Here is a 1,188-nt window from a genome sequence, read left to right as displayed (position 1 = left end):
GATTTGCCATTCCTCTTCCCCAGCAGGGAAGTTTGTTATAAAGTTGTCGATAGTGAAGTCGGAGACGCGCTGTTAACCACCCTTGAAGATAATGGTTTAGTAGGGGTGGCCTGGTGGGAAAGCGGCTTTAAACAACTAACCGGTAATTTTAAAATAGAAGGTCCCGATTCATATAAAGGCAAAAAAATCCGCGTTATGGAAAACCCCGTGCTGATTGCCCAGTTCGAGGCCCTTGGCGCCAGCGCCATACCAATAAACTTTGGTGAGCTATACAACGCGTTGCAGCAGGGTGTTGTGGATGGCCAGGAGAATCCCATCGCCAGTATTTATGAGATGAAATTCTATGAAGTTCAGAAATATATGGCTCTGTCGGATCATGCCTATCTGCCGCTCGTGGTGGCGTTTAACAAGGATTGGTTCAATGCTTTGCCGGCGGAATACCAGGAAGCTATTAAAGTAGAAGCTAAGGAAGCGGCCAAGTGGTTGCGTGAAGAGCAAAGGAAATTGGAGACCGAAGAGTTTATTCCCGCAATGGAAAAAGCAGGCCTTACTGTGATCAAGCTGGACGAGCAAACCCGACAAGCGTTTGCGGCTAAAGTTAAAGATGCCACCCGTGCCAAGCTCATGGAACTGATTGACGACCAGGGTAAGCAATTATTGCAGCAATTAGACCAAAAGATAGCCGAAGTAAGCGGTAAATAAATTATTGGGATTAACTTTTTACCCGGCGATGTTCAAACCTCGCCGGGTAAAAAGTAAGCATCGCTAACCTGGTGCGTATTTTGGGAGGTAATTATGTTCCTGTCTACAATATCTAAAATTAACCGGACAGTTGAAAAGGCAATCAAACCAATTATTGGCGTGGCCATTCTGGCTGTCACCGTTATGTTGTGTTTCAATGTAATTACGCGCTATATTTTCGGGTTTTCTTTAAAATGGGCGGAGGAATTGACAAACTACACACTTATTTGGATTACATTTTTGGGTGGGGTAGTTTGCGTCCGCCAGGGCATGATGATCAGCATGGACGCCATTGTTTCACAATTTAAGGGTTCATTGAGGCGCTTCTTTACTATCGCCATTAATTTAACCGGAGTTGTTTGTTCCGTAATTTTTGCGTACTTGGGTTTATTAGCCACCGTGCATGTTCATTCAACGGCACAAGTCAGCCCGGCGATGATGATTCCC

At 45.1% G+C, this 1,188-nt stretch carries 2 protein-coding genes; both read left to right on the top strand.

The annotated features are described in order from the left end of the window. On the top strand, positions 1 to 702 hold a 702-nt coding region (locus IT084_RS17575; protein ID WP_195714180.1), incomplete at its 5' end, for a TRAP transporter substrate-binding protein. Positions 703 to 795: 93 nt separating this feature from the next. Further along, a partial coding sequence (locus IT084_RS17570) for a TRAP transporter small permease (protein ID WP_195714179.1) occupies positions 796 to 1,188 on the top strand: 393 nt, incomplete at its 3' end.

It is taken from the genome of Desulfallas sp. Bu1-1 (assembly GCF_015594625.1).
In the GTDB taxonomy this organism is placed as follows: domain Bacteria; phylum Bacillota; class Desulfotomaculia; order Desulfotomaculales; family Desulfallaceae; genus JADNRQ01.
This window is presented reverse-complemented; position numbering and strand designations above follow the sequence as displayed.